This window comes from Pseudomonas shahriarae (assembly GCF_014268455.2).
GTDB classification, from domain to species: domain Bacteria; phylum Pseudomonadota; class Gammaproteobacteria; order Pseudomonadales; family Pseudomonadaceae; genus Aquipseudomonas; species Aquipseudomonas shahriarae.
This window is the reverse complement of sequence record NZ_CP077085.1, coordinates 1,257,834-1,284,259: the sequence shown is the minus strand read 5'-3', so window position 1 is coordinate 1,284,259 and position 26,426 is coordinate 1,257,834. Positions and strand designations below refer to the sequence as shown.

Sequence of the window (26,426 nt, the reverse complement as noted above, 5' to 3'; positions counted from 1 at the left end):
AAGGCGCTCAGAGGGTCGCGAAAGCCGCAACGGGGCTGACCAGCAGGCCGACGCCTGCGAGAACCAGGGCCAGCCTTGGCCGATACGGCAACAGCAGCACCAGCAACAGCCCACTGAGCATCAGCACCGCGCACCAGTCCACCAGGCCCCGGCTCCAGCCGGCCATGTGTACCGCCGGCCAGATCGACAGCCCCAGCAACAACCAACCGCCCACGCGCAACCCCAGGCGCCGTCGTGGCGAAGGTTTGCTGTGCAGCAACTCGCCATGGTGACGGTCCAGGGACAGGCACAGTGCAACAAAGCCCGCATAGCACAGCAACAAGGCCAGCAACATCAGTGCACCTCGCTTTTGAGGGTCAGTGGGCGGGCGCGCTCGGCCCGGGGCTGGGCGGCGCTGCGGTGCTGCATTTTCCAGGCAGCCCAGGCCAGGAACAGGCCGCTGCCCAGGCAGGTCAGGTCAAAGCCGGCCATGGCCCAATCACCCTTGGCCACTGACACGCCCAGATGCTCGGAGGTGGTCAGCGCATTGAGCAGCGGCACCGCCATAAACAGCACGGCGCCCAGGCCCAGTTGCTCGATCCAGGCACGGCGGCCACGACGCAACATGGCATGGAGCAGGGTCAGGCCCCAGGCGATAAAGAAACTCTGCACTTCCCAGTCCGAGCGTTCGGCGAAGCTCACAGGCAGCAGGCGATTGGCCCAGAAAAACGCGGCAATGGCGATGACCAGCCCGGACATGCTGGCAATATTCAGCACTTCCACCAGGCGCAATTCAAACGGCATCACCCCGGTCTTTACATGCTTGAGCTGACGCTTGCCCAGCCAGATCACCAGGCCGGTGCCAATCATCGCCGTGCCCGCCAGGCCGCAGATAAAGTACAACCAGCGCAGCAGCGGGCCGGCGAAGTGCCCCATGTGCAGGCCGTAGAAACTGCCACCGATTGCCATCGGCAGCGACTGCTCGGCACTGACCCGCAGCAGTTCGCCGGTGGAGCCATTAAAGGACACGGTGCTGCCGAAATCATGCACCACCCGGTCAGAACCGGCGCGGGAGACATTGACTGCGGCATTCACATCGCCGGGGTTGTTCACCGCCAGCCGCCCCACGTGCCCACCGTCCCACTGCGCCCGTGCCTGTTCTACCAGCGGCGCCAAGGGCAGCAGCTTGCCCGGCTGGCCGAGGGCCGGTGCGTTGTTGGTGGCCGGGAACAGTTCATTGAAGAAGGCGCGGGTATCGCCGTCATAGGACGCAAGGATGCTGGCGGGCATGACCATGGTCATGAAGATCACCAGGCTGCTGTAGGTGATCATCAGGTGGAACGGCAGCACCAGCACGCCCACCGCGTTGTGCCCATCGAGCCAGGAGCGCTGGCCCTTGCGCGGGCGGAAGGTGAAGAAGTCCTTGAAGATTTTCTTGTGGGTGATGATCCCGGTGATCAGCGCGACGAACATCACCATCGCCGCAATGGTCGACAACCAGCGACCCCACGGGTGAGGCATCTGCAACTGGAAGTGGAACCGGTAGAAGAACTCGCCGCCCATGGTTTCCCGGGCCTGGAGTTGCTCGCCGGAGACCGGGTCGAGCATTTTCTCAATGAAATTGCCGCGCCGGCCAGGGTCGACCTTGTCTTGCCACATCACCGACAAACCGGGGTCGCGGCTGTTGGGCAGGCCGATAAACCAACGCGCCGCCGTGGGGGCGTGCTGTTCCAGATAGCTTTGCGCCACGGCCACACTGCGCGCATCGTCCACCGCATGGGCGGGCACTTCCGGCTGCATCCAGTGGGTGATTTCGCCCTTGAAGTAAGCCAGGGTGCCGGTGAGGAAAATCGCGAACAGCAACCAGCCGAAAATCAACCCGGCCCAGGTGTGCAACCAGGCCATGGCCTGACGGAAACCCTCTTTCATGGGCGCGCCATCCAATAGGCCAGGCCTGCCAGGGTGGCCAGTATCGCGCAGGGCACCAGCACGCCAAACCAGGCGCGGGCGGCACTGCGGCAGGCAAAACACCAGATCACTGCCAGCAGGTAGAACACAAAGGAACTGAGCATGCCGCTGACCACCGCATCGGCGCGGGAGATTGGCAGCCACAAGGTCAGGCACACGCTGGCCAGGGACGCCAGCACATAGCCACCGACCACAGCCGCCAGCAGCCGCGACGTCACGCCGAGACGATAGGAAACAGGAAGTGATGCTTTGCTTTTCATGCCAGTGGCACCTGGTTTATCAGGGGCGGGAGTTTAATGATAATTATTCTTATAAGCAAAAGAGAACGGATGAAGCCAACACCCACAGGGTCTTGTGGCGACTTTAAAACGGCTATCGGTCCTGTGCTAATTGCCGAATGCCACCTGGCCACTCTACAATGCGAACAATTCTCGTTATCTAAAGCATGCAGATGCTGCCGGAGTGTTCGCGTTGCGGCCGTCCAATACCGTCGAAGTCCTGTATCACGACCATCACCACTGGCTGACCGGCTGGTTGCGACGCAAGCTCGGCTGCCCGCACAGCGCCGCCGACCTGGCCCAGGACACGTTCATCCGGGTGTTAAGCGCCCGCGAAACCCCGACGTTGATCGAGCCCCGCGCCTTCCTCACCACCATCGCCAAGCGCGTGCTGTTCAACCACTACCGCCGCCAGGACCTGGAGCGCGCCTACCTCGACGCCCTGGCGCAAATGCCTGAACTTGCTGCGCCATCGGAAGAAGCGCGGGCGATCATCCTGCAAACCCTGATGGAGCTGGACCAACTGCTCGACGGTTTGCCCGTGCTGGTCAAACGCGCCTTCCTGCTGGCCCAGCTCGATGGCCTGACCTACGCGCAAATCGCTGCCGAACTGGGGATTTCCATCGCCACCGTCAAACGTCATCTGAACAAAGCAGCCATGCGCTGCTATTTCGCCCTATGAACCCCACCACACACTTCTCGACCCAGGTCGCCGAACAGGCGGTGCAGTGGCTGATGCAAATGCAGCAAGGCCCGCTCAACCCGCGCCAACAGGCCAAATGGCAACACTGGCTGGAGGCCCACAGCGAGCATCAACGGGCGTGGGAGCATATTCAGCGGGTCAACCAACGCTTGCGCGGCATGCCCTCGCCCCTGGCCCATGCGGCGTTGAACGCACCGCAATCCAGCAGCCGGCGCCAGGCCCTGAAACTGCTGCTGATCCTCGGCGTCGGCTCGGCGGCTACGTGGGGCTTGCGCCAGCAGCACTTGATCCCGCCGCTGACCGCCGACTACCGCAGCCCCCTCGGCCAGCGCCGCAAGGTACAACTGGCCAACGGCAGCCAGCTGCAACTCAATACTGCCAGTGCGGTGGATGTGCAATTCGATGGCCCACAGCGCCTGATCCGCCTGCTCGAAGGCGAGATATTGCTGCGCACCAGCACCCCGTTGCAGATCATCACCGGCCAGGGCGTCGTCAGCACCCAGGCGGCACAGGTGAATGTGCGTCAGTTCAACGATCACACCCAGGTCGCGGTGCTGGATGGCCAGGTGGAGATTGCACCCAGGTCCTACAACGGCCTGCCCCTGCCCCTGGAAAAATCCCACCAGGTCAACCTCACCCGCAAAGGTTGGGATACCCCGCGTCTCACCGATGCCAACACGGGTGCCTGGGCCGACGGCATGCTGGTGGCATCGCACATGCGCCTGGCAGATTTCCTCGAGGAACTGAGCCGTTATCGCCGTGGCCAATTGCAGTGTGATCCGCAGGTGGCCAACCTGCTGATCTCCGGCAGCTACCCGCTGGACGACAGCGAGCGCATCCTCGACCTGCTGCAAATCAGCCTGCCGGTTAAAGTGCGGCGGTTTACCCGCTATTGGGTCAGCGTCGAAGCCCGCGCCTGAATTATTTTCGACACCCGTGAGCCGTTTTCCGTACCTCGCGTGACAGAGAGGGAAAGCCACCCTGTTTCCCACCTCTGAGGAACGTTCTTCATGCCCCAGCAACCGACTCGCCTGACGCCACTTGCCCGTACGCTGCGCCACTTGCTGCTGGGCGCCAGCCTCAGTTTCAGCGCCCTGCCTTACGCCCTGGCGGCCGAGGCCAAGCCTTATCACATCGCCCCGGCGTCTCTGGAAGCGGCATTGAATCAATTTGGGCGTGAGGCTGGCGTGCTGATTTCGTTTGGCTCCGAAGTGACTGCCGGCGCGCAAAGCCAGGGCCTGCGGGGCAACTACACCACCGAGCAAGGTTTGAACGCATTGCTCAAGGGCACCGGCCTGCAAGCCCGCGCCGAAGGTGACAATGCCTATAGCCTGCAACCCCTGAACGCGCCGGCCCCCCTGGAGCTGGGCACCTCCAATGTGGTGGGCGACTGGCTCGGCGATGCGGCGCAGATCAATGTCTTCGAACACCCCGGCGCCCGTGATGTGATCCGTCGTGAAGAATTCGAGCGCCAGGGCGCAACCCAGGCCCGTGACGTGCTCAACCGTATTCCCGGGGTCAACGCGCCGGAAAACAACGGCACCGGCAGCCACGACATGGCGCTGAACTTCGGCATTCGCGGGCTCAACCCGCGCCTGGCGTCGCGCTCGACGGTATTGATGGACGGCATTCCGGTGCCTTTCGCGCCGTATGGCCAGCCGCAGCTGTCGTTCGCGCCCATCAGCATGGGCAACATGGATGCCGTGGACGTGGTGCGCGGCGGTGGCGCGGTACGCTACGGGCCGCAGAACGTCGGCGGTGTGGTCAACTTCGTGACTCGGGCAATTCCCGATGCACCGACGGTCAAGGGCGGCCTGCAGACCGAGACCAGCCCGTCTTCCAGCCACGATGGCTTCAAGACCACCGGCAACCTGCTGGCCGGCGGCACCGCCGACAATGGCCTGGGCGGCGCGCTGCTGTATTCCGGCACCCGCGGCGGTGACTGGCGTGAACACAGCGACACCCAAATCGACGACCTGATCCTCAAGGGCCACTACCAGCTGGACGAAGCCAACAGCTTCAATGCCATGGCCCAGTACTACGAGGGTCAGGCCGATATGCCCGGTGGCTTGAGCACGGCGGCCTACAAGGCCGACCCGTATCAATCCACCCGGCCCTACGACAAGTTCTGGGGCCGCCGTACGATGTTCAACGTAGGCTATCGCTACCAGGAAGATCGCCGGGAATTCACCGTCAACAGCTTCTTTACCAAGACCTTGCGCAGCGGTTATCTGGACCAGGGCAGCTTCCTTTCGCTGTCGCCGCGCGAATACTGGGTACGCGGCCTGGAAACCCGCCTGGCCCAAGGCTTCGACCTCGGCCCGAGCAGCCACGAGGTGGGCGTGGGCTACCGCTACATCAACGAGGCCGGGCATGAATTGCGCTACCGCACGCCGATCAGCGCCAACCAGCAACTGCCCAACACCGACAGCCGCAACGACCGCGACACCCGGGGTGGCACCGAAGCCAACGCGTTCTTTATCGACGACCGGATCGATATCGGCAAATGGACCGTGACCCCGGGCATCCGCTACGAGATGATCAAGTCCCAGCAGACCAACAACCTGACCGACGTCAAATACAAGGGTGACTACAACACCGCCCTGCCGGCGTTGAACGTGCTGTATCACCTGACCGACGACTGGAACCTGTACGCCAACACCGAAGGTTCCTTCGGCAGCGTGCAGTACAGCCAGATGCCCAACCGTGTGAGCAGCGGTGCGGTCAAGCCAGAAAAGGCCCGCACCTGGGAAGTCGGCACGCGCTACGACAATGGCGCGCTGCGCGCAGAAATCGGCGCGTTCCTGATCAACTTCGACAACCAGTACGAAAGCAACCAGACCAACGACTCGGTGATCGCCCGGGGCGAAACGCGGCACCAGGGTATCGAGTCCAGCGTCAATTACGCCCTCGACGGCTTGAGCCCGGCGCTGGCTGGCTTTGATGTGTACGCCAGCTACGCCTATGTCGATGCAACCATCCGCGAAGACGGCCCGAACAAAGGCAACCGCGTGCCCTTCTCGTCCAAGCACAAAGGTACCCTGGGCGTGGGCTACACCGAAGGTCAATGGAAGTTGAACCTGGACAGCACCTACCAGAGCAGCCAATTCGCCGATAACGCCAACACCCAGGCCGAAAGCGTGGATGGCAGCAATGGGCGCATCCCCGGCTACATGCTGTTCAGCAGCCGCGCGGCATACGACTTCGGCCCGCAGTTGTCGGATCTGAATGTGGCGGTGGGGGTGAAAAACATCTTCAACACCCAGTACTTCACCCGTTCGTTTGACGATAACAACAAGGGCAAATACGTGGGAGAACCGCGCACCGTGTATGTGCAGACCTCAGTCGCGTTCTGACGGGCCGGCAAAGATCCTGAATACACTGCTGGCCAGCTCCGACATTTGATACCTATCAGCCACAAAAAAAACGGGCCTGCATCTGCAGGCCCGTTTTGTATGGGGTTGAAAAACAGTCAGCAATCAGCTGTTAAGCGCAGCCTGTTCGTTTTCCAGGAATTCCTCTTCAAGCCCGGCTTCATCGACTTGGTTGTTGGGCGTGCGTTTCTCTGCACGCGGCTTGCCTTGCAGTCTGCCGAACAGATGTTCCAGCGCGTTATCCAGCTTGGTGGCCGCCCCGTCGATCGCTTGTTCCAGGGTGTCGGCTTTATGGATGACCGAAATCGGTTGATGACCCTTTGGCCGCGCTTCCAGGCGGCAACTCAAATCATGGGGGCCCGGCTTATCGCCGTTCTCATCCCGCAGGTAGACCTCGACGCGGGTCAGGTCTTCTTCATAACGTTCGAGCGTGCTCTCAATGGTAGTACGTACCCACTCCTCCAGTCGGATGCTGCTTTCAATATGGTTGTCGCTGTTGACTTGGATTTGCATAGTGTTTCCCTTATTTCAGCTAGCTCGCCAGAGATCACCACTGCAACACCGATGCGGTGAAACCATGACCTCTTAACTACACAATTGAGCACCTGAAGGAACAATTCAACCCCTATGCAAAGATAAATCCCACATTACAAATTAAGCCTGACAGCCGCCCAAAGCGCTGTTATCGTCGGGAGTTGGGTATCCCCACCTACCTGCGTAATTCCTCACAATTGCCCCTCTCCCAAGGGGTGCAATCCGCGAAAAATCCCCGCCTCTTCCACCAGCCAGTCATGCACCGCACGCACGCCGGGATGGTTCAGTGCGCCTGGCGCATACAGCAGCACGTAGCGCTTGTGATTCGGTACCGCAAGGCCGAATGGCACTATCAGGGTGCCGCGCTCCAATTCGTCATTGAGCAGGGTGCGCCGGGCAATCGCCACGCCCATGCCGGCAATCGCCGCCTCGATGGTCAGGTGGTTGCGGTTAAAGGTGTGCCCACGTCGCACGTCGGCGTCGGGATAGCCGATCGCATTCAGGTAAAACTCCCACTCGGCGTATTCATAACTCCCACGCCAGGCCGTGATGTCGTGCAACAGCGGGAAGTGGGCCAGGTCGGCCGGACCGTGCAGCGGCGGCCGCCCGCGCAACAGGCTTGGCGCGCACACCGGGAATATCTGCTCGTCGAGCAAGGCTGTGGATAACAAACCGGGATAACTGCCGTCGTTGAGGTCGATGGCCAGGTCAAAGTCGCCTTCGTGCAGGGCAATGCTGCTGTCCTCGGCCACCAACCGTAACTGGATATCCGGGAAACGCTGCTGCAGACGCGGCAAACGCGGCGTCAACCATTTGCCCAGAAAGGACGGAATCGAGCGCAGCCGCAGGGTGCCGCTGATCATCCCCGCATCCAGGCGCTGCAACTCGGCATCAATGCTGCCGTAGGCCTCGCTTACCGTGGTCGCCAGCCGCTGCCCTTCGGCACTCAACTCCACGCCACGCGCCCGGCGATGGAACAGGCGAAAGCCCAGACGCTCCTCCAATTGGCGAATCTGCTGGCTGACTGCCCCAGGGGTGATGTGCAGTTCTTCGGCGCAACGGGTAAAGGATAAATGCCGTGCAGCGCAGGCAAATACGTGCAACCAGACATAGGTCTGGGCATGCAGGGGGCGAGCCATAGAGTTTAGTCCTGCTAAAGGGTGTCTTAGGATAATTCGTTGGTCAGTGCCGATCTAGAGGCTCAGTATCGCGCCTCTTCCGCTTGTCCTACAAAACATGGCAGCGATTTCCTACTCCATAGCTTGTAAGGCTTTAGCATGGCTATCAGCGTTTTTGATCTATTCAAGGTGGGCATCGGCCCATCCAGCTCCCATACCGTGGGCCCTATGCGGGCTGCGGCAACCTTCGCCCAGTCCCTCACCGACCAACAATTGCTGGAGCACACCCAACGCGTGGAAGTGCGCCTGTACGGCTCGCTGTCTGCCACCGGCGTGGGCCACGCCACCGATCGCGCGTGTGTGATGGGGTTGATGGGCGAATGGCCAGATCGGGTTGCCCCCACCTCGATCGGGCCGCGTATCCAGCAGTTGCGCGAATCCTCCAGGTTGATGCTTGCAGGCCAAAAAGAAATTGCCTTCAACTGGCAGCACGATCTCCTGCTGCTGGAAGAAAGCCTGCCCTACCACCCCAACGCCATGTCCCTGCATGCCTACGGGGCAAACGGCCTGTTGAGCGAACAGACCTACTACTCGGTGGGCGGCGGTTTCATCATCGAGGCGGCCGAGGCCGAGTCGGGTATTGCTCCCACCAGCGATGTAGAACTGCCCTACGACTTTTCCAGCGCCGTCGAACTGCTGGCCCTGTGCAACAAGCATGGCCTGCGTGTCTCTGAATTGATGATGGCCAACGAACGCGCCTGGCGTAGCGATGAAGAAATCCGTAGTGGCCTGCTGCATATCTGGTCGGTAATGCGCGAGTGCGTCGAGCAAGGCCTGCGTGATGAAGGCATCTTGCCCGGCGGCCTGGATGTGCCGCGCCGCGCCGCAAAACTGCACCGCAGCCTACTGGAAATCGGCAAACCGAATGTGATCACCTCGACCTTGTCGGCCATGGAGTGGGTCAACCTGTTCGCCCTCGCCGTCAACGAAGAAAACGCCGCCGGTGGGCGCATGGTCACCGCACCGACCAATGGTGCAGCCGGGATCATTCCGGCAGTGCTGCACTACTACATGAAGTTCAATGCCGACGCGTCCGACGATGATGTAGTCAACTTCTTCCTGGCCGCAGCCGCCGTCGGCATCCTGTGCAAGAAAAACGCCTCGATCTCCGGCGCTGAAGTCGGCTGCCAGGGCGAAGTCGGTTCGGCCTGCGCCATGGCCGCTGCGGGCCTGGCGGATATTCTCGGCGCCACCCCCGAGCAACTGGAAAACGCCGCCGAAATCGGCCTGGAGCACAACCTCGGCCTGACCTGCGACCCCGTCGGCGGCCTGGTCCAGGTGCCCTGCATCGAGCGCAACGCCATCGCCGCCGTCAAAGCCATCAACGCCACGCAAATGGCCCTGCGCGGCGACGGCAAACACTTCATTTCCCTCGACCGGGTGATCCGCACCATGCGCGATACCGGCGCCGATATGCATGACAAATACAAAGAAACTTCACGGGGCGGCCTGGCGGTCAGCTGGGTGGAGTGCTGAGGAGCACTGCTACCTGCCCCCTACGTGAGCCCGCGCAAAAATAATAATGAGGCAATAACGATGACCGATGTACGTACACCTGCTGCCGAAAACCCCGCTGCTGTCACGCAAACCGTAACGACCGGCTGGAGCAAACACGACACCACCTGGATGCTGGGCCTCTACGGTACCGCCATCGGTGCTGGCACTCTGTTTCTGCCGATCAACGCCGGGGTCGGCGGCTTCTGGCCGCTGATCGTACTGGCGCTGCTGGCCTTCCCCATGACCTTCTTCGCCCACCGTGGGCTGACGCACTTTGTGCTGTCGGGCAAATCCGGCGACATCACTGACGTGGTGGAAGAACATTTCGGCGTCGGTGCCGGCAAGCTGATCACCCTGCTGTACTTCTTCGCCATCTTCCCGATCCTGCTGGTGTACAGCGTTGCGCTGACCAACACCCTCGGCAGTTTCATGGAACACCAACTGCACATGACTGCGCCGCCACGGGCGATCCTGTCTCTGGTGCTGATCCTCGGCCTGATGGCCATTGTGCGATGCGGCCAGGGTGTGATCGTCAAGGCCATGAGCGTGTTGGTCTACCCGTTCGTCGCCGCCTTGCTGCTGTTGGCCGTGAGCCTGATCCCCAACTGGAACGGCGCGTTCTTCGCCTCCGCCAGTGAGGGCATGCCCCTGCCGGTGTTCTTCAAGACCCTGTGGCTGGCGATTCCGGTGATGGTGTTTTCGTTTAACCATTCGCCGATCATCTCGGCCTTTGCGGTGGACCAGAAACGCGTGTACGGCGCCCAAGCCGAACGCAAGAGCAGCGGCATCCTGGCCACGGCCCACGGCATGATGGTGCTGACGGTGATGTTCTTCTGCTTCAGTTGCGTACTGGCGCTGTCACCGGCTGATCTTGCCGCCGCCAAGGCGCAGAACATTTCGATCCTGTCCTACCTGGCCAACCACTTCCAGACCCCGGTCATCGCCTACGCGGCGCCGTTGATCGCGCTGGTGGCCATCACCAAATCCTTCCTCGGCCACTACATCGGCGCCAGCGAAGGCTTCCAGGGCCTGATCGTCAAAACCCTGCGCGGGCGCAACCGCACCTTGTCGGCGCGCTGGCTGGAACGCTGCACCGCGGTGTTCATGATCCTCAGTTGCTGGGCCGTGGCCACGTTCAACCCAAGCATCCTGGGCATGATCGAAACCCTCGGCGGGCCGATCATCGCGTGCTTGCTGTTCCTGATGCCGATGTACGCAATCCGCCGCGTGCCATCGCTGCGCCAGTATTCGGGCCAGGTGTCGAATGTGTTTGTGGTGTTGGTGGGGCTGATTGCGCTGTCGGCGGTCATTTTCTCGCTGGTGCCCTGAAACAGCTCACTGCACAGATCAACCTGTGGGAACGGGCATGCCCGCGATAGCGCTGCATCAGTCACTGAATGGTTGGCTGATCCACCGCAATCGCGGGCAAGCCCGCTCCCACAGGGGCAGTTCGTCGTCAGAAAGATAGCTGTACGGCACGCCCCTTGCTGTACACCCACTGAAGGAAAACGGAGCTTGCGACCGGTGGTCAGGCAACACGAACCAATCGCCATACCGGTCGTCAATCAGTGCATGTTCTTATCAGGCGGTAACGCACCATGGACAATCCTTTTCAACTGATCACCGACACGTTCGCCCCTCAATACCGGGTCAACCTGAGCATCCAGCGCCTGGACGGCAGCATCATGCTGACCCTCTCCGACGACAGCGGCGTGGTCGCCAAACGCATGATCAGCGCCGAACAGCGCAACGACCCGCAACGCCTCAAACGCCTGGTGCAAAGTGTGCAATTCGGCATTGCCATTGAACAAGGGCACAGCGCCATGGAGATTTTGGCAGTGATGACCGACGGCGACAGTCACAAACTGCTGCAGCGCCCGCCGAGCAACCGGCCGCCCATCGCGGCCGGGCTCTGACTCAGGATTCGGACTTTTCCTTGACCGATGGGTAGCGCGACGAAGCAAAACGCACCACCAGGATGGCGAACGCCAACAACAGAATCCCGCCACACAAGTAAATGATGCCCAGGTCCGGGGCATTGTGGTGGGACACGTCGCCGATCAGCAGGCGGGTCAACGCCGTGATCGCCACGTAGAGCAGGAAGCGGATGGGCATGTGGTTGGTCTTGACCTAGTGCCTGTTACTCACACATGCCACCGGGTAGACTTCCACCATTGCTGAGGATGATCTATGCCTACTGGATACGCCTACATTCGCTATTCGACCCGTCGCCAAGGTGCAGACGACAAGGACAGCGTAACCCGTCAAAAAGCGAGCATACGAGCTATTGCGGCCCGTCACGGGGTCGAGGTTCCCGAAGAAAATTTCTTCTATGAAAACGGCGTTTCTGCCTATACGGGTGAGAACTCAAAGACTGGCAAACTAAAAGACCTCATCGATCAAATCGAAAATTTGAGCATTGCCCCCGGTGATTTCGTCTTCGTTGAGAGCATTGACCGATTAAGTCGCCAAAGGCTTTTGCAAGCAAAAGACCTTGTTTATGGGATTTTGAAAAAAGGCGTGATCCTTGTAACTACAATGGATGGTTACATTTACAAGTTGCATGAAGATCAAGCCGACATAATGAAGCAAGATATTATGCTTACGGTTATTTCTTCCCGTGCTCACGAAGAAAGCTTGACTAAAAGTAACCGTAGAAAATCTGCTTGGAAAAAAGCGAAAACAGAAGCAGAAGAAACAGGAATTGTATTCAATAAAAACCGCTTGCCTTATGGCGTCATTTTTGATGAAAAGACGAACACTCTTGTAATTGACAAGAAAGCACAAGAAGAAATCGAATTTATTCTAGAAAATCTAAAACGCGAAGGCGTTACGTCTACGATTAAGAAAGCTAATGCCTTTGCGGCTATCAACTGGACACAGGCCCGCGTTAAAGACATATTCGATACAAAATACGTCTTGGGCTACTTTATGTCTCAAACGAAAATCGATGGGAAAATGGTTTTAGATAAACACATCGAAAATTATTACCCAAAAATTGTTTCCGCCTCATTATTTCTTGAAGCAAAAGAAGCAATGAGCAATCGAAAGGTTAAAAAACACCAAGGAAGAGTTACACAGAATAATGCAAACATCTTTCGTCACTCTTGCTTTTGTGAGCGTTGCGGAAAATCTCTTGTTTTTATGAACAACTATAACAGCAAAGGAAGTCGTTATTTTTACATGACATGCCAACAAAATATTGAAAATGGAAATTGCAAAAACCGCTTTCGATATGACCTAGCTGTTAAATTGTTTCTTGATACAATGCAAGAATTCGACAGACTAAATAGAAAATCCGTATCACTCGAACCCATCGACGTAACTCAATACGCCAGCCTCGACGAAGCGACATTGAAAGAAATCGAAGAAATGAACATGTCTTTATCCGTGATTATTGATGGTTCTTCGGGAGCCTTCAAGCTAGCCAAAAAATTTGTTGAACTGTCAAAATCAAATAAAGTTGAAGACACCAAAACACGGCAAAAACTCAAAAAATTACGAGATCGTCAAAGCGATCTTGAAGTCAGTGTTGAAAACCTAAACAAATCCGTGGGAACCATTAAAAGCGGCATCATTCCTAGTGCAATTTTAAATCGCCTTTCAAAAGAAGAAGTAGAACTAAACGAAATAAAAGAAGAAATTGAAAAACTTGCCATCTCAAAAAACAAAAGCAAAGTTCAGGAACTTGAATTCACTAATCTGGATAAGACAATCGACTTTTTGAAAACAGAAGAAGGTCGATTGAACATCATTAACTTCCTAACTTCCAACAACATACGTTTTAGCTTCGAATATATCAGCGACACCCTAAATTCAACCGCTTACGTTAATAATGAGCGAATAGGTCAATTAAGCACCCAGAATGATAACAAATCGGCCCCGCTTGGAATTTATGGCTTTGATAATTTAGGCAATGTATTCACTCAGTAAAAATCTAACCATCAAACGTATTAAAGAGGCTGTCATTTATTTGATGGCCTTTTTTATGAAGTCTAAAAATCAAACGGTAAAAGAATACATAAAAGGTCTGATCATCAAACGTATTATGTCGGACACTTTTAAAATTTGTCGGACACTTTTTTGTCATACAGATTTGTCGGACACTATTGAAAACATTAAAATATATGATACAACTTTTATATGAAGTCTAGAAAGAACGGCAAGCAATGGAAACGTCCGACATTTAACTTCGTTAAATTGTCGGCCATAAAAAACACTTCGTGCTTTTTTATTCCGTTTCCTTCTTGATTTTCGCACTTCGTTTGAAAATGGTAAGGCAAAAGCAAGTCCCTGTAATGCCTTCGGACATTACAGAAAAATAAACTTAAACATGAGGGAAATTATGAAAGACAAAAAAGACACTAACGTATTCGACTTTGATGCACACAAATCTAAGAAGCCAAATAGCTCAGCAGGTGAAGATCTAGATCAACTATACAAACTAATTAAAGGACTTAATGAGGGATGCGTATTCAATTTGAAAGAAGGGATAGTAGAAGAAATATTATTAGGTAGTGACGACCATGAAAAAATCAAGTTTATCACTTATCTTCTTGGCGAGGTTTTTACACACGACCTGATAAAAGACGAAATCAAATTACAATGTATGGGTGCCTTCACCTATGGATTAAATGTAATTATTCATGGTGATCTTGAAGGTGATGACGTTTCGGAAAGCTAATAATCCACCAACGAACAACAGGCCCCGGCCTTTGTTCACCAAATTAAAAACACATCGATCAGGAGGAACATGGCACAAGATAAAGTATCAATAAGAATTTCAAAAGAAGACATGCAAAAATTCAACGAACTCGCTTTTAGTCTTTCAATGACTAAAACAGCAGTAATCAAAAAAATCGTTAACGATGGCTTTGCTCAAACTGTCGAAATCACCAACGACGATCTTCTCGCTTCTTTTTCAAAAATCGAAAAAATGCTCGAAAGCATTGGGAACAATGTTAACCAGATGGCGAGGAAGGTGAACGCTGGCGGCAGGTTCACAGAGCAAGACAGTAAAACACTTGAACAAGTATCTGACCGCTTTGAAAAGCTCTATGACTTCGTTGCAACTAAAACAAAAAAAGCAGTAATCAAAAAAAGAGGTTCAAAATGATCAGGGACGTAAAAAGCAAACTCCCTGACAATGCGGCGACCACTCGCACAATGAATTATATTTTAGAAAAAGCTGATTTGGTTGGCGGTAGTGAAGAAAAATTTGACAACACCAGCATGGAAGAATATGCGGAATTCGGGGCGAAGAAATTCAGGCAGGTTAACAACAAGTATCAATCTAAAACTGGCCGAACTCAGGAAATAGAAGCAGTACATGAAATCATCAGCTTTCACACTGATGATAAAGTTTCGCCTGAAATGGCCCGTGATTTGGCTTTAACCGTTTGGCGTAACGTTCTTGATTTAGATAATCGAAAACACCGTTGGGCAGTTCATACTGACACCGATGAAATTCACGTTCATCTTGTATGGAATAAAAGAGACAACAAAGGAAACCTTTACACTAAGCATAATGATTTTGCTTTCTTTGAAAAAGCTTGTCAGGAAATCGAAGAAGAATACGGGTTAAAAGTCGTTGAAAACAGAAAGTCTTTAAATCCCGGAATGCCTACAAGTCCAAAACCATCGAACGAATATAGGCTTGAAAATCGCGGCATTAAATCCGAGAAGAAAAAATTTAAAGAGGTTGTAAACGCTGTGACTGAAATGGCCATGACAGCCGGTGAGTTCCTTGAGTTCCTCCATGCTGACGGCTTCACCTTGATCACCAACGGCAACAATGCGTACTCAATGGAGAAAGACGGCCAGATCTTCAAAGCCTCTGAGGTTGGAGCTTCTTACAAAGCTCTTAAAGCCCGTTTTGGCGACGATCCCCAGTTCTCCGACACGCTTGCACGTCTTGGAGTAAAAACGGCTCCTATACGTGAAATGGGCAGCATTGGCGGCGATTTTCATGATGAGCAATCAAGCATCACCGAAAAAAGGATCAAGAAATCTAATCGCGTCCTAGATACTCGCTTCGATACCCCTGATGGTCATGATTTCTATTATAAAGGGACGAACAAGAAAGCTTTTGAATACAGCGATGGAACGGCCACTTTCAACACCACCAGCCCAATGGCGATTAAAGCGGGCTTGCAGAAGCTCACAGAGAGCGGCAAACCCCAAACCCTGCACTTAACAGGAACGCACGATTTTAAGCGTAGTGCGTGGCTACAATTCCAGATGATGGGACTAGACCAAAAAGGGTATTCATTAAGTGGTTTTACACCTAACGCCAACGATAAAGCAGAGCTTGAAAAATTGAAGCTTGAAAATCTAGCGTTTAAGAAGCCGATTGAAGCGATTAGCGTTACATCTTCACCGACTAATAAGCCAGCTAAAAAGCCACATCCTACAACACCTGTTAAAAAAGCGGTGGATCATCTTGAAGATCCTAAATCAAAAAGCTTTATACCTCCTGTAAATGCTGACGATGATACGAAAGCCAAAAGGCTTGGAAAAACCGGGGCCGTTGGTATAGCCGATGGACTTGTTAAGACTGCTGATGTATTCGCAGTGCATGATGCCGCAGGTTCGATGAATGAAAAACTTTCTGAGATGCGTGTTCTTGCTGCACAAGCTAAAAACAGTCAAAGCAGTTCCGAAAACGAAGCTTATCAAAACGAAAAAAGAAGAAGGCAGCAGTTAAGACCAGATTAAAAAAACGCCTTATGGCGTTTGTTTTTTCTTAGATTTCATCATGAACATTCACCAACTTGGATCGTTGCTTATTTCAAATCAATTTCAAGTAAAGCAACTCTAATTTTAACGCCCTAATGCGGTGATAGCGGTCGAACATTGCGGATTTTCTTTCATCGCTTTGGATCATCTGGTCATTCTTGTAAGCGTCGAATTCTTTTTGTAATGAATATATTCTAATGCTGAAATGTTCAAGCATTGCTCTGCAATATTCTTCTTTCATATTATCCCCCCGTTGATTTATTTTGTTTGTCGAAATCAAAAGCACATACATTGTTTTTTTCGTCGTATGTTTCATATACATTAAATGACTGTTTTGCTTCACCCATAAACGCCGAATTTTTGCATAGCTCCGGCTTTCCAATATTGAGATAACATTGGCCTTTATAGACCATCATTCCGAAATCTCGACCATACTTAATAGGGACGGTTATAACTCCATCGTTACTCATCATTTCAATTTCATGATTATCCGCAAGTGACTGAACTGCGACCCTCGTTTCATCGCCCGACGAACAAACACAAATTTTGAATTGTTCATCTATCTTTTTAATAGCATCGTGAGATTTAAAACCGTGCAACATTAGCGAAGCGTAATCCTTGTTTCTTTGCTCTCTGCATTTGCTATCGCTCCACCATGCAGGGTCATCAGCAAAAGAAGCGTTGACTGATAATAAAAGCGTTAAAGCGGTGATTAAATTTCTTACATTCATTTGCCCTCTGATCGATGTTAAACCGTTGGCGGTTTTGGGTTCATTTTTGGTGCTGGATTGTTAACAACTCCTTTCATCATTTCGATCATATCTTCCATGGCGTAGTGGTAATCAAGCTCACTTATTAACTCACCAGTAAACGGATTGAAAACTAGACCACCCTTGATCTTATTTTCGATCAGTTCACTATTTTCAATAGATGTTTGTGCTAGCGATAACAATTGATACAAAGCTTTAATGTCCTTTATTTCGCCCAATTTTGCAGATATAGACGATCTAATCACGTCGCTTTTTATTAGGTGAATAAGTGCCTCAATTCTCATTATCAAAGCTTCTACTATAAAGCCGGGCAATTGCGGTTTCTGTTCTTCTTTTTTCATTTCCATTCTTCGTCCCCATCATCTGTTAATTCATTTGGTGCTTTTGGCCCTTCAATTTCTTCGTAAAAATCTTCACTCAACTCACGATCAAAATCGTCTGAATTCGACCCTTTAACGGCTTTCTTTTCGATGCTTGCCGCTTTCTTTTTTTCAGCAATTGCCTTTTTTTCTTTAAACTCTTTGTAGAGCGACTTATAACTGTAGTCGACTAAAAATCTTGTAGTTACTCGATTAGTTTTATCTTCTTTAAAACCTTCAATTAGGCCCATTTCTTGGAGTGCTTCATTGGCCTTTCTTATTTTCATTATGAACGTTTTACAAGGCATTTTATCGCTGATGCGGAAACGTTCTTTTAACATGTCAACGCTGAAATAGTTTGTTTTGTTGCGTCTATTACAAACGTACAACACATAAAGAATTCGCTGATATTCATTAGTTAATAAGCTCAGCATCTTCGTGTCGATCTCGTACAACTCTTTTAGGCTACCAAAAAAATCAATAAAACGTTTTGATACTTCAATCTTTCCGCCTTTTTTAGTCAGCTCGCCGGTAATGAAGTTTAGAAAAACAGTTTTCGTTCCATCTTCTGTTTCTTCTTCATATTCAATATTGATCTTATTGAGCTTTCTAATTGACTGCTTGAAGATCGAAAAATACATTGTTCTATGTGATGTTTTAACATCAAAGTCATTCATTATTTCATCAAGAGTAAATTCAAATTCATTGCTTTTGCTGCTGTATACTTTTCGCAAAATAAAAAGAAATACTTCAAAATCATTGAATATAGTCAGCGACGTTGAAGCAATATGAATGTTTTTAGCATTGTGGTTTTTAGCTATTTCAAAGCCTCTCGGCTCTTTGTGAGCGTTTATTGTGTTGAACAATGGAAGAGCTAGGAAAACGCGTGGAACTGATACATAACCTTTGAGGTTGAACACCTCTTTTTCTTTACCGCTTTCCTTTAAAATGTATTTCATGGTTATTTTTCACCCTTGTTATACTTATAATTAACCACAAAAAAAACTAATTACAAGATTAAGGCAGTAAAAAAATAACAAATGCTGTTAACCGTATTATCATGCTTTGAGATTATCCATATTTTAAAAGATAAACCACTTTAAAAAATAAGGAGCGTTAACCGAAAGGGGGTAAATAAATAAGGAGCGTTAACTGGGGTTTTTAAGATTTCCTTATTCTTGCGGGCTTATTCGAACGTTTTCACAAAAGAAAAGATATTTACTTCGTAAATCTATATATAAGATGTAGGGCAGAACGTCAAAAACTCATCTGGTGGATCTAAAATCAAAAACCTTTCTGGTAAGAGCTTAGGCCCTTTATTTTGACATTTTCAAGGATTGATTTTAAAATCCATTTTCCATAACCATGTGCAATGGACAATATTTTGAAAATTGGTGAGATTTTTGTAAATACACAACTTATCCATAGTGCTTTAAGTGATGAGTGGTGGAGAGGATCGAAGGCCGACAAGCCATCAGACTGTCTTTATTTTGATCGATATTGCATCGACATATTGGAGATTAAGAAGCCGGTTGATCTTGGCTTATTCGGCGTTGAAGCAGCTTTGAAGGCAGCATTAAAGCCCTATGTCCTTTATGTCATTCTTTACACCCTTCAACTTGAAGCGTCTGAAATTGAAGATCAAGAAAACCTTGAACATGGTCGTAGTTCCATCGCTGAATTGGTTGATGCCAATTGGCAAGAATTTTACGAGCGTATCAATATAGAGTTCAGCCGTTTTCTGGTTTATTTGTCCTCCGATGATCAATCTTATTCTTGAAGGAAAAAAGAAAAATGTCGAAATTGCTTGACCTACTCGCACAGCAAAAACAGCTTGAAGAACAAATCAAGAACCTAAGAGAAAATGAAGAAGAAGCAAAAGTCATCGAATTTGTTGAAGAGCTTGAAACCCTTCGCGACAAATACGGCTATTCAGTGGCTGAATTTGTTGATGTGGTGCATTCCCTTCACCAAATCAAAACCCCCGCTAAAACACCTAAAAGCGTGAGCGAGGACGTACCAAAGGCACCCAAGGAGCCTAGCGATAAATGGAAAGTGCAGATTGACGGCGTTGAATTTATCTTGAAGAAGGCGAAGCAAGGCATTGCCAGTCAAGCAATGAAAGATAAAGGATTTAAAACCTACGCTTTGTTTTTGGCTGACCTGATGCAGAAAAACGAGGTTGATACGTTCGAAGCTTTGATCGACAAACTCAAAGCCGAAAAGATCTAAAATCTAGCGACACCATGAAGCCCCCTAACCGGGGCTTTTTTGTGCCTGATGATGTTAGGCCCTTTATTTTGACAATTTATTTTTCAATAAAATATCGACAATTTTATTTTGGAATATCTTGCAAGTTTTTGAGTTTTGTCATTTTTGTGATGGTTGTATTTTGGCTTAGACAAGCCATTAATTGCGTGTCAATAGTAAGTTGAAAATATATTTAAGGTCGAATATTATTTAAAAATAAGATTAGACAATAAAGCCCATTCATGAAAATAGTGCGGCCCTTTAATTTGACATTATCTTTTTCTGTGTTCTAATTTTAAGTAACAAAACAGAAAAGGAGATTTATGAATAATACTAAATTTAACCCGATCGAATTAGGTAGCCAAGCTTTTTGCATGAGTGCGACTTTTGGTAAAGATAAAACGTTTCAACACGGTCATGCAAAAGCGGTTATTGGTGTTCATGTAGTTGATATAAGCACAAAACACCTATTGATCACAGATAACAAATCTACGTTGTCTAATGTGCAATATTTATTGAAAGACTATTTCGCATCTTCTCAATATCAAGACGCTACCCATAAGAAATTTCACATCATTGATCTTGATCAGTATGATTACGATGCGGCATCTATAAAGCTCACTAGGACACATAAATTTAAGCCGGTTTCATCTTTGTCCAAATGCCAGAAGCTTACGAGAATAATAACCCGTAAAACACCGTCATCAAACGGCATAGAGATTGATCCAGTATTGAGAATGGCTTTTGAAGGAATGTTAGAGCCTGACGACTTTTTCAAATTTCAAGAAGTCCGCACAGAGTTTAGGGTTTCGATTTCACTTGTAAAAAATAGAAAGTTGATCAAAAAAATGACTGTCAATATTGGCTATTTCACGTTGATCGTTGGTTCAAAGCCATATGACTATCAAGAAGAAGACAGCAAGCAGAAAAAGGCCACTAGGCCATCATTATCTAATCCGGTTTATAAAGATGATGGTATTGAGTTTATGGCTACATTTAACGACCGTAAAAAGGACTATCGAGATATGGTCGATATCATGAAAATTTAAAAATCTTGATTTAAAGGGAAAAAACAAAAAAAGGCTCATTCATGGGCTTTTTACGTTTTCCGTGGTCCGTTTTAAGAGATCATTCATCTTGATCAAATCGGATTTTTAAATTTCAAATGTCAATAACCCGTTTTTAGGAAATAACACGACAATAGATTATTGAAATTCCCCATTTTTACGGCATTTACTTTATTAGGTGTTAGGCCCTTTATTTTGACTTTTCAAGCAAAGCGACCACCAGAATAGGCGAGCCGCTGCACGCCTTGTTTTAGTATCGATTGCAAATAGTCTGTGTGCCTATTTGATTGCAATAAGTGGTTTTGTTCTGTTCCTGTTGATTTTGCAGGTTTTGCCACGCTTGTGCTTCCTGTGCGGCCTGCTGATTTTGTGCCTCGATCTGATTTTTTCTTTGCATGATATTCATCGCCAATGTGTTGCAATCACCTTGCGACGGGTTGACCGAATCCGCTATCTGCTTAGCTCGACCCATGAAATAATTTTGGTCGAATTGCCAAGTATTGAGATTTGCCATCGAATATTGCTGACCACGGGCACCTGTATCTGGTGGCATGTTTCCGCTAGCAACGCATTTATGGATACCTATCAATTGAGTAGCAAATGCAGTGTATTGGCTGTCAGAAAGCGGTGGCTTTTGCGTAACGCAACCACTCAGCAGTGATCCAACAACCAGCACAAAAATTATTTTTTTCATTCGCCATCCTTAGAGATCGTGAGTGGTGGCCCTGCAATGGCACCTTGCGTTGATTCTACCCAACCCTACGGATGCAGTGCCATACACCGCGTATTCCGGCGTTTTCTCGCACCGGTACAAGTCCCGGCACTCCAAACCACCTCGATCAAAAAACATGCCGTTTTACGGGCGTTCAGCGACCGGGAAACCCGCTTTTGACGTTGGACCTTTCGTAGAAGACATGCGGACGTGCCAATCAGCTATCGCTAACCAAAATTAAACCAATAATCTATTTTTTCATCTGTGAGGTGATTTTTTGCCATCTCATTCCATTTTTTGCAGCTACTCACCCACTGAGCACCCTCGAATTCTTTACGTTCTGCCAATTTGGCAAACGTTTGACTATCCTTTTCTATTGAGAGCTGTTCGAGCATCGCCTTTCTTTTTTTCCATCCTTCAGGATCGATACGTTTTAAGATAATAAAATTTTCAATAAGTGCCTTCAGACAGACAATCAATGCCTGTTCACGGACTTTACCCTCTCTCAATTTATCGATCTGACCTAGGAAATCAGTAACAATCTCATCTGAACCCAGATCGATATCCAACCCCGGCATATACGAAACAAGAAAAGCTACATCTGTTTGTTGAACTGGTGGCAGATTTTTAAACCAGTTGAGAATTTCGTCCAAAGGAGAATTCATATATTACCTCGACTAATAAAATTAATTATGCCCAACAATAGTCACTGGAAACTGTCTTTTGTGTTCACTCAAATGCTGCAGCACATAATCACGAAAAAGAAGGCTCTGTGCTTTGTGGTATATACTTTTTACGGGTTGGTTAGACGACATAAAAAGAATTGTGTTGAGTGTTCTTTCAATGCGTTCTAATGCCAAACCAATGTTATTTATGTTTAAAGCCGTTGGCATATCAAACCAAAGAATTTGGCCTTCTACATTTTTCTTCGCTGCCGAAATCCCCAAGTCATAGCTCAAATCCAAAGTCTCAATAATGACTGATATACAGTTATTAAAACTTTGGTAGTCATCTAACATCTCGCTTATTTTATCGTATTTGTGTAAGCAATCTATTAGGTCTTTTGGCCTAGCGTTTGGGTTGTCCTCGTTTATATTGAGAGCATACTGCATCGTTGATGGGCTATTCATATGAAATATGGAGCTATAAACACGCTCACGCTGGGGAAAAACTATTTCATTATCATAGTGGCTTTCGATTTCTGAAAGCTTTTCAAAAAATAGTTTTCTGTGCCTTTCGTATTCCTCAAATGTCTGTAAAGCCAATTGTCGGTTTATGAGTTCGTTATTTTTCCCTTGTTGATATACGAGAAAAATTAGTGTCCCCATTGTTCCCACAGCGGCAATATAGGTAAATATTCCACTCAATAATGACCCAAATGCTCCCCAGTCATCAGGCTTATGCGATATGTTGCCAAGATTTTCCCTGTAAAGCCAAAAGGTAACCGCCGCAGGCAATAGAAACAAAACGAAAAAAGCGACGGCAATCCCCAGCCAAATCCAAATCCTTTTGGTCATTTTACTTCTCTGTGTAGTTTTCGCCGATGACTTCACCCGTCGCGTCAATAGCTTTGCTGGACGGAAATTTATAGGACGCAAATCGAACAGCAACGACTGACAAAGCTAAGAAAAATATCCCGCCGCACAGGTAAAGCAGACCAATATCTGGTGCCTTATGATGTGATACATCACCAATGAGATAGCGAGTTAAAGCGGTAATTGCAATATAAAGTAGAAATCGAATTGGGAGATGATTGGTTTTAAAATAGATACCTACCATCGCACCCAGTTCTAGATAGATGAACAACAGCAAAATGTCATCTACGCTTGCTGTGCCCTTTCCTACCATTTCGACAAATGCCATCACCGAAGCACACGCGGTAGCGGCACCGATGGCGAACAGCCCCAAATAATGGAAACCTTCGACTAAAAAATTGCCAATCGAATTGGCTTGCTTGTGCATTCGTTCCCGACTGTGCTCTATCCACTTCATACGATGTCTCCCCTGAAAATCTAATGATGCCAGAGAACCTAAGCCAAAATACGGCTAGGTTGTGTTAGTATTGGCTTGTTGGTCTTGAAGTAGATCCCCACCATGGCGCCCAGCTCCAGGTAGATAAACAGCAGCAGGATGTCATCAACGCTGATGCCGCCTTTTTGCAACATGTCGATAAAGGTCATTATTGCCGCATAGGCGGTGATTGCACCGATACCAAAAAGCGCCAGATAGTGAAATGCCTCCACTGCCAGGTTGCCCAGGGAATCTGCACTCGCGTGCAGGCTTTTGCGCACTTTGTCGGCCCACTTCATTTCTGTCATTACTCACCACCACTGTTTAAAAAATAGCCAACTATTTGCCATTGCCTAAGCCATGCTTCGGCTCGGGGGGGGATAATGCCCGTTTGGCATGACGATTTCTCTGCATGCAGAAAGAAGGCCAGAGATTGCAGAATGAGATGATGGTGGAATGACATGAGACACTTATCTTGCCGTTGGGGTTTACGACTGCGGCACTCCGACACCTGACAAACCCCATTTCCCAACTACATTAAAAAGCTGCTACCCAAACCCCATGGATTGGCTTATCCTTTTAGCTGTATATAAATACAGTAGTCGCAATAGACAACTATCGTGAAGGCATGTGAGGTGGTGAATGGCCGTCGAAGTGGTATACCGCAGCAGCCGAGATCTGGAGCGTTTGTTCATGGATAAAGCCGAAGCTGACCGTCATGACAAGATGCTTGAACTCGCTGAGTTGCTCGCAGAAGTGTTGCAAAAAGCCGTGCCGTCCCTGAGCGAGCAGCAGGTGGAGGAAGCCGGGATCTACATGGCGAAGAATCGCGATGTGTTTGCCAAGGCGTTCAAGAGCCAGCCGGATGCGTTGTCCGAGTTGCTGAACCCGGCGGCGGAATAAAGCCCGAATTGAACAGGCCCTGAATCATTGATTCAGGGCCTTTTTAATAAGGGCTCGGCGTACAGCAGCCGTTCGGCCAGCTCATCGGCCACTCGGGCAGGTGAGCGTTTTTCGGCCTGGGCGTGGCCGAAGATTTCGGTCAGGCGGGTGCCGATGTTGGACAGGTGCGCGGTGATGGTCGCCAGGTCCGCGCCGTTGTGCTTGAGGGCGACATAGATCAGGCCGCCGGAGTTGATCACGTAGTCCGGTGCGTAGAGGATCCCACGCGCCTCCAATTGGTCGGCCACTTGCAGGTGGGTCAGTTGCGCGCTGGCGGAGCCGGCCACGGCGGCGCAGCGCAGTTGGGCGACGCTCTGGCGGTTGAGGACGGCGCCCAGGCCGCACGGCGCGAGAATGTCGCACGGGGTGCTGAGCAAGGCTTCGTTGGCAATCGGGTGCGCGCCCAGTTGCTCCATGGCCAGTTGCACTTTGCCAGGGTCGATATCGCTCACCAGCAATTCGGCGCCAGCGGCGTGCAGTTGTTCGGCCAGGGCGTAGCCGACGTTGCCCAGGCCCTGGATTGCCACACGCAGGCCTTCCAGGTTGTCGCTGCCCAGGCGGGCCATGGCGGCGGTGCGGATGCCGGCGAATACGCCCATGGCCGCATGGGGTGACGGGTCGCCGGCGGCGGTGGTGCTGGTGACAAAGCGCGTGTGCTGGGCGATGCAGTCCATGTCGGCCACAGAGGTGCCGCTGTCGATGGCGGTGATATAGCGGCCATCGAGCTGCTCGATACACCGGCCGAAAGCTTCGAACAGCGCGGCGCGGCTTTCCACATGGGCCGGGCGGATGATCACCGCGTTGCCACCGCCCACCGGCAGACCGGCCAGCGCGGCCTTGTAACTCATGCCTTGGGCCAGGCGCGCGGCATCGGCCACGGCGCTTTCATCGTCGGGGTAGGCCAGGTAGCGACAGCCACCCAGGGCCGGCCCCAAGCGACTGCTGTGGATGGCAATGACCGCCTTCAACCCGGTCACCGGGTCAACGCTCAGGTGCAGGGATTCAAGGCGGGTGCTGTGCATGAGAGCAAACATCGTCAAGCTCCCGAATCACTTCTTGTAGTCGCCAAGTATAGGCTGCCGGAAAAAGGTTGCCGGAGCGTGCAGGAATAAGCAGCCCGCAATTACAGGCTTTGCGACATATCCAGGTAGGCCGGTTCTCAAGAAGCTGGACGAAAGTTCTTGGCAAGGCTAAAACGGGACATCCGACGGAGAATGCAATGAATCCCCGCCAAGCCTTTTTCGAATGCCTGCACCGCTCGCCTCCGGCGCTGTTTGAAGCCGCGTTATGGATCGCTGCCGAGCACGACCCTGCCGTGGACCCGCAGGCGATCCTGGCTGACTTCACGGTGCTGCAACAGCAAGTCAGCCTCGGCATGCCGCTGCTGCCGGCCGATGAGCTGGGCCAGCCGTTGCTGCGGATAATGAATGACCTGGGGTTCGCCCAGGATGACTTCACCCCCTTGCGCCCCGCCGCCGCCCTGCTGGACAAGGTCTTACAGCGCCGCCGCGGACAACCCCTGGCCCTGGGCCTGATCGCCCTGGAGTTGGCGCGGCGCCTGGAGATCCCTATGGTGGGGGTCAATTTCCCGGGGCACTTCCTGCTGCGGGTAAGCGGTGCCGATCATTTGCTCGACCCCTGCGGCGGGCGGCGGCTGTACCCCAACGACTGCCGCGAACTGCTGCAACGCCAGTACGGCCCCAATCTCAAGCTGCAAGCCGAACACCTGCGCAGCGCCGAGCCGCGACTGATCCTGCAGCGGCTGTCGCGCAACCTGCGGCAACTGCACCTGACCAATGACCATCACCTCGCGGCGCTGATCGACGCCGAGCGCGTGCTGGAGCTGGGCGACGCCAGCGCCGCCGACTATCTGGCGCGGGCCAGTCTGTACAAGCACCTGGATTGCCCGAATGCCGAGCGCTTCGATCTTGAGCATGCGCTGTTGCTCAGTGAAGACCCGGTGCAGCGGCTGCGCCTGACGGAGCGGCTGGGGCATTTGCCGCCTGGGGCGGTGGTGCATTGACGGGGGCTGACCTTGAACCGCGTCGCCCCCATCGCAGCCTCGCT

Annotated in this window: 29 protein-coding genes and 1 pseudogene; 15 read left to right on the top strand and 15 right to left on the bottom strand. The window is 51.2% G+C overall.

The window, feature by feature from the left end; all coding sequences use genetic code 11:
• Positions 1–7: 7 nt before the first annotated feature.
• The 3 genes from HU773_RS05680 to HU773_RS05670 are packed head-to-tail and all read right to left on the bottom strand — an operon-like array spanning position 8 to position 2,207.
• Positions 8–334, bottom strand: coding sequence for a DUF3325 domain-containing protein (locus HU773_RS05680; protein ID WP_057437857.1), 327 nt, complete (start codon positions 332–334; stop codon positions 8–10).
• Positions 334–1,908 (bottom strand): PepSY-associated TM helix domain-containing protein, encoded by a 1,575-nt coding sequence (locus HU773_RS05675; RefSeq protein ID WP_186625455.1) that lies wholly within the window; start codon positions 1,906–1,908, stop codon positions 334–336. The genes HU773_RS05680 and HU773_RS05675 overlap by 1 nt, the downstream gene beginning before the upstream one ends.
• The gene (locus tag HU773_RS05670; protein WP_057958346.1) at positions 1,905–2,207 is read right to left on the bottom strand and encodes a DUF3649 domain-containing protein; all 303 of its coding nucleotides are present in this window, start codon (positions 2,205–2,207) and stop codon (positions 1,905–1,907) included. The genes HU773_RS05675 and HU773_RS05670 overlap by 4 nt, the downstream gene beginning before the upstream one ends.
• Before the next feature lie 211 nt (positions 2,208–2,418).
• On the opposite strand from HU773_RS05670, the gene HU773_RS05665 reads away from it, so the two are divergent.
• The 3 genes from HU773_RS05665 (at position 2,419) to fecA (ending at position 6,284) form a co-directional block, all read left to right on the top strand.
• On the top strand, positions 2,419–2,907 hold the full coding sequence (locus HU773_RS05665; protein ID WP_057958345.1) for a sigma-70 family RNA polymerase sigma factor: 489 nt from the start codon (positions 2,419–2,421) through the stop codon (positions 2,905–2,907).
• On the top strand, positions 2,904–3,848 hold the full coding sequence (locus tag HU773_RS05660) for a FecR domain-containing protein (protein WP_186625453.1): 945 nt from the start codon (positions 2,904–2,906) through the stop codon (positions 3,846–3,848). The genes HU773_RS05665 and HU773_RS05660 overlap by 4 nt, the downstream gene beginning before the upstream one ends.
• 90 nt (positions 3,849–3,938) lie before the next feature.
• Complete coding sequence (gene fecA, locus HU773_RS05655; RefSeq protein WP_057958343.1) at positions 3,939–6,284, top strand: TonB-dependent Fe(3+) dicitrate receptor FecA; 2,346 nt, start codon at positions 3,939–3,941, stop codon at positions 6,282–6,284.
• A gap of 123 nt (positions 6,285–6,407) precedes the next feature.
• Here the strand turns inward: fecA and HU773_RS05650 are convergent, their stop codons facing one another.
• Together HU773_RS05650 and HU773_RS05645 are read right to left on the bottom strand one after the other, a co-directional pair.
• Complete coding sequence (locus HU773_RS05650) at positions 6,408–6,815, bottom strand: HPF/RaiA family ribosome-associated protein (protein WP_057437847.1); 408 nt, start codon at positions 6,813–6,815, stop codon at positions 6,408–6,410.
• 212 nt (positions 6,816–7,027) lie between these two features.
• Positions 7,028–7,975 carry a LysR substrate-binding domain-containing protein gene (locus HU773_RS05645; RefSeq protein WP_057437845.1) on the bottom strand — a complete coding sequence of 316 codons (948 nt, stop codon included), beginning with the start codon at positions 7,973–7,975 and terminating at the stop codon, positions 7,028–7,030.
• Between the two features lie 138 nt (positions 7,976–8,113).
• Between HU773_RS05645 and HU773_RS05640 the strand changes: the two genes are divergently transcribed.
• The 3 genes from HU773_RS05640 (at position 8,114) to HU773_RS05630 (ending at position 11,427) form a co-directional block, all read left to right on the top strand.
• Positions 8,114–9,490, top strand: a complete 1,377-nt coding sequence (locus tag HU773_RS05640) for an L-serine ammonia-lyase (RefSeq protein ID WP_057958342.1) — start codon at positions 8,114–8,116, stop codon at positions 9,488–9,490.
• Between the two features lie 60 nt (positions 9,491–9,550).
• Positions 9,551–10,840 carry a serine/threonine transporter gene (locus HU773_RS05635; protein WP_186625451.1) on the top strand — a complete coding sequence of 430 codons (1,290 nt, stop codon included), beginning with the start codon at positions 9,551–9,553 and terminating at the stop codon, positions 10,838–10,840.
• 269 nt (positions 10,841–11,109) lie between these two features.
• Positions 11,110–11,427, top strand: a complete 318-nt coding sequence (locus HU773_RS05630; RefSeq protein WP_057444533.1) for a DUF3509 domain-containing protein — start codon at positions 11,110–11,112, stop codon at positions 11,425–11,427.
• A gap of 1 nt (position 11,428) precedes the next feature.
• On the opposite strand, the pseudogene HU773_RS05625 reads toward HU773_RS05630, so the two are convergent.
• Positions 11,429–11,638: pseudogene (locus HU773_RS05625) on the bottom strand (phosphate-starvation-inducible PsiE family protein); the annotation flags it as partial.
• A gap of 63 nt (positions 11,639–11,701) precedes the next feature.
• Between HU773_RS05625 and HU773_RS05620 the strand changes: the two are divergent.
• The 4 genes from HU773_RS05620 to HU773_RS05605 all read left to right on the top strand — a co-directional run bounded on the left by HU773_RS05620 (position 11,702) and on the right by HU773_RS05605 (position 16,228).
• The gene (locus HU773_RS05620) at positions 11,702–13,444 is read left to right on the top strand and encodes a recombinase family protein (protein WP_096143411.1); all 1,743 of its coding nucleotides are present in this window, start codon (positions 11,702–11,704) and stop codon (positions 13,442–13,444) included.
• A 412-nt stretch (positions 13,445–13,856) separates the two neighbouring features.
• On the top strand, positions 13,857–14,195 hold the full coding sequence (locus HU773_RS05615; RefSeq protein WP_020301959.1) for a hypothetical protein: 339 nt from the start codon (positions 13,857–13,859) through the stop codon (positions 14,193–14,195).
• Between the two features lie 69 nt (positions 14,196–14,264).
• Positions 14,265–14,627, top strand: a complete 363-nt coding sequence (gene mobC, locus HU773_RS05610) for a plasmid mobilization relaxosome protein MobC (RefSeq protein WP_096143412.1) — start codon at positions 14,265–14,267, stop codon at positions 14,625–14,627.
• Positions 14,624–16,228 carry a relaxase/mobilization nuclease domain-containing protein gene (locus HU773_RS05605; RefSeq protein ID WP_096143413.1) on the top strand — a complete coding sequence of 535 codons (1,605 nt, stop codon included), beginning with the start codon at positions 14,624–14,626 and terminating at the stop codon, positions 16,226–16,228. Before mobC ends, HU773_RS05605 begins: the two co-directional genes overlap by 4 nt.
• A 263-nt stretch (positions 16,229–16,491) precedes the next feature.
• Here the strand turns inward: HU773_RS05605 and HU773_RS05600 are convergent, their stop codons facing one another.
• From HU773_RS05600 to HU773_RS05590, 3 genes are read right to left on the bottom strand one after another with little or no spacing between them, the layout of a single operon-like run.
• Positions 16,492–16,980 carry a hypothetical protein gene (locus tag HU773_RS05600; RefSeq protein WP_186625450.1) on the bottom strand — a complete coding sequence of 163 codons (489 nt, stop codon included), beginning with the start codon at positions 16,978–16,980 and terminating at the stop codon, positions 16,492–16,494.
• A 17-nt stretch (positions 16,981–16,997) separates the two neighbouring features.
• A complete protein-coding gene (locus HU773_RS05595) occupies positions 16,998–17,360 on the bottom strand; it encodes a hypothetical protein (protein WP_170949802.1) in 363 nt (120 codons plus the stop codon).
• A complete protein-coding gene (locus tag HU773_RS05590; RefSeq protein WP_096143417.1) occupies positions 17,357–18,337 on the bottom strand; it encodes a RepB family plasmid replication initiator protein in 981 nt (326 codons plus the stop codon). The genes HU773_RS05595 and HU773_RS05590 overlap by 4 nt, the downstream gene beginning before the upstream one ends.
• Before the next feature lie 425 nt (positions 18,338–18,762).
• Here HU773_RS05590 and HU773_RS05585 point away from each other — a divergent pair, with 425 nt between their 5' ends.
• From HU773_RS05585 to HU773_RS05575, 3 genes are all read left to right on the top strand, one after another.
• A complete protein-coding gene (locus tag HU773_RS05585; protein ID WP_130898288.1) occupies positions 18,763–19,158 on the top strand; it encodes a hypothetical protein in 396 nt (131 codons plus the stop codon).
• A gap of 14 nt (positions 19,159–19,172) precedes the next feature.
• Complete coding sequence (locus tag HU773_RS05580; protein WP_020301966.1) at positions 19,173–19,610, top strand: hypothetical protein; 438 nt, start codon at positions 19,173–19,175, stop codon at positions 19,608–19,610.
• Positions 19,611–19,951: 341 nt separating this feature from the next.
• Positions 19,952–20,677, top strand: coding sequence for a hypothetical protein (locus HU773_RS05575; protein ID WP_096143418.1), 726 nt, complete (start codon positions 19,952–19,954; stop codon positions 20,675–20,677).
• Positions 20,678–20,945: 268 nt separating this feature from the next.
• Here HU773_RS05575 and HU773_RS05570 read toward each other — a convergent pair whose 3' ends face one another.
• The 5 genes from HU773_RS05570 to HU773_RS05550 all read right to left on the bottom strand — a co-directional run bounded on the left by HU773_RS05570 (position 20,946) and on the right by HU773_RS05550 (position 23,725).
• Positions 20,946–21,389, bottom strand: a complete 444-nt coding sequence (locus tag HU773_RS05570) for a hypothetical protein (protein ID WP_096143419.1) — start codon at positions 21,387–21,389, stop codon at positions 20,946–20,948.
• 245 nt (positions 21,390–21,634) lie between these two features.
• Positions 21,635–22,072: a hypothetical protein gene (locus HU773_RS05565; protein ID WP_186625449.1), complete on the bottom strand. Its 438-nt coding sequence runs from the start codon at positions 22,070–22,072 to the stop codon at positions 21,635–21,637.
• A 21-nt stretch (positions 22,073–22,093) separates the two neighbouring features.
• A complete protein-coding gene (locus HU773_RS05560; RefSeq protein WP_096143421.1) occupies positions 22,094–22,924 on the bottom strand; it encodes a hypothetical protein in 831 nt (276 codons plus the stop codon).
• 1 nt (position 22,925) lies between these two features.
• Complete coding sequence (locus HU773_RS05555) at positions 22,926–23,399, bottom strand: phosphate-starvation-inducible protein PsiE (protein ID WP_017848681.1); 474 nt, start codon at positions 23,397–23,399, stop codon at positions 22,926–22,928.
• Between the two features lie 38 nt (positions 23,400–23,437).
• A complete protein-coding gene (locus tag HU773_RS05550) occupies positions 23,438–23,725 on the bottom strand; it encodes a phosphate-starvation-inducible PsiE family protein (protein ID WP_186625448.1) in 288 nt (95 codons plus the stop codon).
• 334 nt (positions 23,726–24,059) lie between these two features.
• Between HU773_RS05550 and HU773_RS05545 the strand changes: the two genes are divergently transcribed.
• Positions 24,060–24,320 carry a YebG family protein gene (locus tag HU773_RS05545; RefSeq protein ID WP_003188807.1) on the top strand — a complete coding sequence of 87 codons (261 nt, stop codon included), beginning with the start codon at positions 24,060–24,062 and terminating at the stop codon, positions 24,318–24,320.
• A 32-nt stretch (positions 24,321–24,352) separates the two neighbouring features.
• Here the strand turns inward: HU773_RS05545 and HU773_RS05540 are convergent, their stop codons facing one another.
• Positions 24,353–25,393 (bottom strand): Leu/Phe/Val dehydrogenase, encoded by a 1,041-nt coding sequence (locus HU773_RS05540; protein WP_057958339.1) that lies wholly within the window; start codon positions 25,391–25,393, stop codon positions 24,353–24,355.
• Positions 25,394–25,578: 185 nt separating this feature from the next.
• Here HU773_RS05540 and HU773_RS05535 point away from each other — a divergent pair, with 185 nt between their 5' ends.
• On the top strand, positions 25,579–26,382 hold the full coding sequence (locus tag HU773_RS05535) for a SirB1 family protein (RefSeq protein ID WP_057437838.1): 804 nt from the start codon (positions 25,579–25,581) through the stop codon (positions 26,380–26,382).
• Positions 26,383–26,426: the final 44 nt, after the last annotated feature.